Raw genomic sequence first — 4,317 nt, 5'->3', positions numbered from 1 at the left:
TCCCCAGCGTCAGCGTAGGGTCGGCCAGCAGGGCCTTCAGATTATCGTGGCTGCGCACGCGGTCCAGAGCCGACGGATGCACCAGCACGCCCTGTGGCTGGTCGGTGTGAATTGGCAGGCTGTATTGCGCAATGGCTTCGCGTTCGGGAATGCGATACCAGCTGATCGAGCAGTAATTGCTGACGCCATACTTCAAATTGGTCCAGATCCGCTTCTGCGGTTCGTTGACGAATCTGGCCGGAATGCCGGCACTGGCAAATATCTGGCGAGCCCGATCCAGCAGAAAGCCTTTAGCGACACCGTTCTCGGTGTAATAGTAGGGCGGCTTATCACGCCAGGCGACAGTCACCGGCTCCGCGCCGGATGCCATGGCTGCCCCGCTCAGGCCTAACAGGAAAGCGAGGATTTTCCGTTTCATTGCGTATTCCGTAATACTCCTGAAGTGATTATAGATGATAGTATGGAGCAACCTGAAAGGAGTTGTACCATGCAGAGCCGTCCCTTTGTCACGCCCACCCTGCACGACGATCCTGCGTCGGCGCTAGCGCAGGTGAAGGCGATCTACAATGAGAGCATTATCTACCTGAGGGAATCGCTGCAGCGCTTTGTTGAAGGCGAAACGCCGGCTGAACGGGTCCGTGCGTGTTATCCGTATGTGCGGGTGCAGACCGATACCGTGGCGCGCGCCGATTCGCGCTTATCCTTCGGCTTCGTGGCCGGTCCCGGCGTGTTCGAAACCACGCTGACGCGGCCCGACCTGTTCGAGCGCTACTACCATGAACAGTTCCGCCTGCTGTTGAAGAACCACGGCCAGCAGCAGATGAAAATCGAAGTGGGCCTGAGCGCCCAGCCCATCCCGATCCACTTTTCCTTTGCCGAGAACGACCACATCGAAGGCAATATGAGTGCCGAGCGCCGCATGCTGATGCGCGATGTATTCGATCTGCCGAATCTGGCCGCGATGGATGACGGTATCGCCAACGGCACTTTTGAAGCGGCACCTGGCGAGCCGGAGCCGCTGTCCCTGTTCACCGCACCGCGCGTGGATTATTCGCTGCAGCGCCTGCGCCATTATTCCGGGACCTCGCCGGAGCACTTCCAGAAATTCGTGCTGTTCACGAACTACCAGTTTTATATCGACGAATTCGTGCGCCTGGGCCATGAGCTGATGGCCAAGCCGGGTGACGACGGCTATATCGCTTTCATCGAACCGGGCAATATCGTGTCGCGCCGTGCGGGCCAGCCTGCGCAGCCGATGGACGCTTTTGGCGCCGTGCCGCCACGCCTGCCGCAGATGCCGGCCTATCACCTGATCCGCGCCGACGGCAGCGGCATCACCATGGTCAATATCGGCGTCGGTCCGGCCAATGCGAAGACGGCTACCGACCATATCGCGGTACTGCGTCCGCACGCCTGGCTGATGCTGGGCCACTGTGCCGGCCTGCGCAACACCCAGCAGCTGGGTGATTATGTGCTGGCGCACGGCTATGTGCGCGAAGACCACGTGCTGGATGAGGATTTGCCACTGTGGGTGCCGATTCCGGCCCTGGCCGAAGTGCAGGTAGCGATCGAAAGCGCCGTGGCCGAGGTCACGCAGCTGGAAGGCCATGAGCTGAAGCGCGTGCTGCGTACCGGCACAGTGGCGAGCACCGACAACCGCAACTGGGAGCTGCTGCCACAGCGTACGCCGGAGCGCCGTTTCAGCCAAAGCCGCGCCGTGGCGCTGGACATGGAGAGCGCCACCATTGCCGCAAACGGCTTCCGTTTCCGCGTCCCTTACGGCACGCTGCTGTGCGTGAGCGACAAGCCGATGCACGGCGAAATCAAGCTGCCAGGCATGGCCAACCAGTTCTATCGCGACCGGGTAGACCAGCACCTGCGCATCGGCATCCGCGCCCTGGAACGTCTGCGTTCACAAGGCTCGGACAAGCTGCACAGCCGCAAGCTGCGCAGCTTCATGGAGGTCGCCTTCCAGTAATCAGTCTTTCTTCATCAGTTCCTTGAAGCGGTCGACGGCCTCGCCGGGGCGCAGGTCGTCGAGTTCAAACATCTGGCGGACTTCGACTTCGCATTCCAGGTCCTTGCCGAAGGGGGCGGGGAACTGGCGCGTCCACTCGATGGCGGTTTCGCGGTCGGGGACGTCGATGATGGTGTAGCCCGCGATCAGCTCCTTGGTTTCAGAGTAGGGACCATCGATCACCATCGGCTTGCCGCCCTTGTATTTGACGCGCCAACCCAGCTTGCTGGGGCGCAGGCCGTTGGCGTCCACCAGGAAGCCGGCGGCAGCCAGGCGCTCGTGGTAGTCGGTCATTTCGGTGACGATTTTCTCGTCCGGCAGGTCGTCCGATTCGGAAATGTGGTTAGCACGGACCATGATCATGAAGCGCATTTGAAAACTCCTCGGTTGGTTGATGTAATCCTACGACGTGCCGGCGCGGCGGGAATCGACAATCCGCACCGCATAAAGTCCGCAAATATCGACGGCCGCATGGGCGCTGATGGCGGCAATCAGTCCCACATACTGGAACATCAGGCCGAGGGCGACGCTCATGGCGAGCACGCCGCCCGCCTGCATCCAGCTGACTTTATCGCGCAGCCTGAATTCATAGGCGCGGGTGTGCAGCAGCACGAAAAGCAGGGAAGTGAGCCAGATGCCCAGCAGCGGCTGAAGTCCACCGCGGAATAGCAGTTCTTCACCGATGCCGGCGGCAAGCGAGATCCAGATGGGATTGAGCCCGCTCAGATCGAGACGGGAGTAGCTGTCCGCCGTGCGGCGGGCCAGCTGGCGGTGAGACTGGAAGATAGCGCTGTAGAGAGAGCCGCCGCCCACGACGAGCCCGGCCAGGGCACCTGCCGCCAGTTGCAGCGGCCAGGCTAGGCCCACGGCCAGCGCCTGCGGCAGTGCTGCGTGCTGCGCAAAACGCATCAGCAGCAGGCCAACGGCCGACATCAGCGCGCAGACCAGCCATTGTGAACGCGGGCCGTACCTTGCTTCCAATTGACGCTCCGGGCGATTGCAATAAACGCAATATCCCGGATTCTCCGGCACAGCGCAAGCCGTGCCGAAGTGCCAACATTAACGCTTCACAAAGTCGTCGTAGCGAATCTTGCCGAGGCGCGCTTTGGCAGTGGCGGCAAGGACCAGGCAGCTGTCGTCGAGTTCCGTGCCGAAGTACAGGGCTTTCGGATCGGTGACGATGGCGCGCGTTTCGCCGATGGCGGCCAGGGCGCGGCCCACGATCACGGAGAGCTGGAATTTTTCAGGTCCGGCCACATCCAGCGTGCCGTTGAGCGGTGCGGCCAGGGCGGCGTCGGCCACTGCTTCTGCCACATCGTCCGACGCGATCGGCTGGATCAGGGCCGGCGACAGGCGGATCGCATCGCCGACCACCGAGCCTTGCCCGATACCGGCCATGAATTCCATGAACTGGGTGGCGCGCACGATGGTGTAAGGAACGCGGCCATCCTTGATGATGTTCTCCTGCGAGACCTTGGCGCGCATATAGCCGCTGTTCGGCATGCGCTCGGCGTTCACGATGGACAGCGCCACGTGGTGCTTCACGCCCGCTTTCGCTTCGCTGGCCAGCAGATTGCGGCTGGACTGGCTGAAGAAGGCCATCACGTCATCATCCGCCCAGGAAGGCGAATTGGCCACGTCGACCACCACATCGGCGCCGGCCAGCGCTGCGTCCAGGCCTTCGCCGGTAACGGCATTTACGCCGCCTTTGGGCGAGGCGGCCAGCGCCTCATGACCTTTGGCGCTCAGGATCGCGCACACTTTGCTGCCTATCAGGCCGGTGCCACCGATAACTACGATCTTCATGTCTGTGCTCCTTTATTCCAGGCCGGATTTATCCAGGCCGAAGGTCTTGTCGAAGGAACCCGGCACCAGGGTGAAAGCCACGTTGGCGCGGTTCCAGGCGTTGATCGACATGACCACGAAGGTCAGGTCGGACAATTCTTTTTCCGAGAACTGGCCGCGCACACGCTCATACACGTCGTTTGGTACGCCATGTTCAGGGATGCGGGTCAGGATTTCAGTCCAGGCCAGGGCGGCACGCTCGCGCTGTTCGAACAGCGGGGATTCGCGCCAGTTCACCAGGTGATGCAGGCGCAGTTCGCGCTCGCCGTGCATGCGGGCCTGTTTGATGTGCATGTCCAGGCAGAAGGCGCAGCCGTTCATCTGGGAAGCACGGATTTCCACCAAATGGCGGATTGACTGTTCAATGGCGCAGGACTCCAGGGCGCTACCGAAATCGATCATCTTCTTGACGAGTTCGGGCGATTGCTGGAAGTAGTTGATACGCGTGCTCATGG

Annotated in this window: 6 protein-coding genes; 1 reads left to right on the top strand and 5 read right to left on the bottom strand. The window is 61.6% G+C overall.

The genetic code is table 11. From position 1 onward, the window contains the following. On the bottom strand, positions 1–418 hold a 418-nt coding region (locus tag AB4Z11_RS24725; protein WP_442028392.1), incomplete at its 3' end, for a transporter substrate-binding domain-containing protein. A gap of 69 nt (positions 419–487) precedes the next feature. Here AB4Z11_RS24725 and AB4Z11_RS24720 point away from each other — a divergent pair. Further along, a complete protein-coding gene (locus AB4Z11_RS24720; protein ID WP_442028390.1) occupies positions 488–1,978 on the top strand; it encodes an AMP nucleosidase in 1,491 nt (496 codons plus the stop codon). Here AB4Z11_RS24720 and AB4Z11_RS24715 read toward each other — a convergent pair whose 3' ends face one another. The 4 genes from AB4Z11_RS24715 to AB4Z11_RS24700 all read right to left on the bottom strand — a co-directional run bounded on the left by AB4Z11_RS24715 (position 1,979) and on the right by AB4Z11_RS24700 (position 4,315). Continuing rightward, positions 1,979–2,389 (bottom strand): YciI family protein, encoded by a 411-nt coding sequence (locus AB4Z11_RS24715; protein WP_442028389.1) that lies wholly within the window; start codon positions 2,387–2,389, stop codon positions 1,979–1,981. Between the two features lie 30 nt (positions 2,390–2,419). Further along, positions 2,420–2,998, bottom strand: coding sequence for a CPBP family intramembrane glutamic endopeptidase (locus AB4Z11_RS24710; protein ID WP_442028387.1), 579 nt, complete (start codon positions 2,996–2,998; stop codon positions 2,420–2,422). Positions 2,999–3,076: 78 nt separating this feature from the next. Next, positions 3,077–3,823, bottom strand: a complete 747-nt coding sequence (locus AB4Z11_RS24705) for an SDR family oxidoreductase (protein WP_442028386.1) — start codon at positions 3,821–3,823, stop codon at positions 3,077–3,079. A gap of 12 nt (positions 3,824–3,835) precedes the next feature. Beyond that, positions 3,836–4,315 (bottom strand): carboxymuconolactone decarboxylase family protein, encoded by a 480-nt coding sequence (locus AB4Z11_RS24700; RefSeq protein ID WP_442028385.1) that lies wholly within the window; start codon positions 4,313–4,315, stop codon positions 3,836–3,838. Positions 4,316–4,317: the final 2 nt, after the last annotated feature.

It is taken from the genome of Pseudoduganella sp. RAF53_2 (genome assembly GCF_052113985.1).
Taxonomy (GTDB): domain Bacteria; phylum Pseudomonadota; class Gammaproteobacteria; order Burkholderiales; family Burkholderiaceae_D; genus Rugamonas.
The sequence above is the reverse complement of the archived record's forward strand: the minus strand, read 5'-3'. Positions and strand labels throughout refer to the sequence as shown.

Excerpts from the sequence above, each read along its gene's own strand:
- AB4Z11_RS24720 (WP_442028390.1), top strand. The coding sequence starts at position 488 with ATGCAGAGCCGTCCCTTTGTCACGCCCACCCTGCACGACGATCCTGCG.
- AB4Z11_RS24700 (WP_442028385.1), bottom strand. The coding sequence starts at position 4,315 with ATGAGCACGCGTATCAACTACTTCCAGCAATCGCCCGAACTCGTCAAG.
- AB4Z11_RS24715 (WP_442028389.1), bottom strand. The coding sequence starts at position 2,389 with ATGCGCTTCATGATCATGGTCCGTGCTAACCACATTTCCGAATCGGAC.
- AB4Z11_RS24705 (WP_442028386.1), bottom strand. The coding sequence starts at position 3,823 with ATGAAGATCGTAGTTATCGGTGGCACCGGCCTGATAGGCAGCAAAGTG.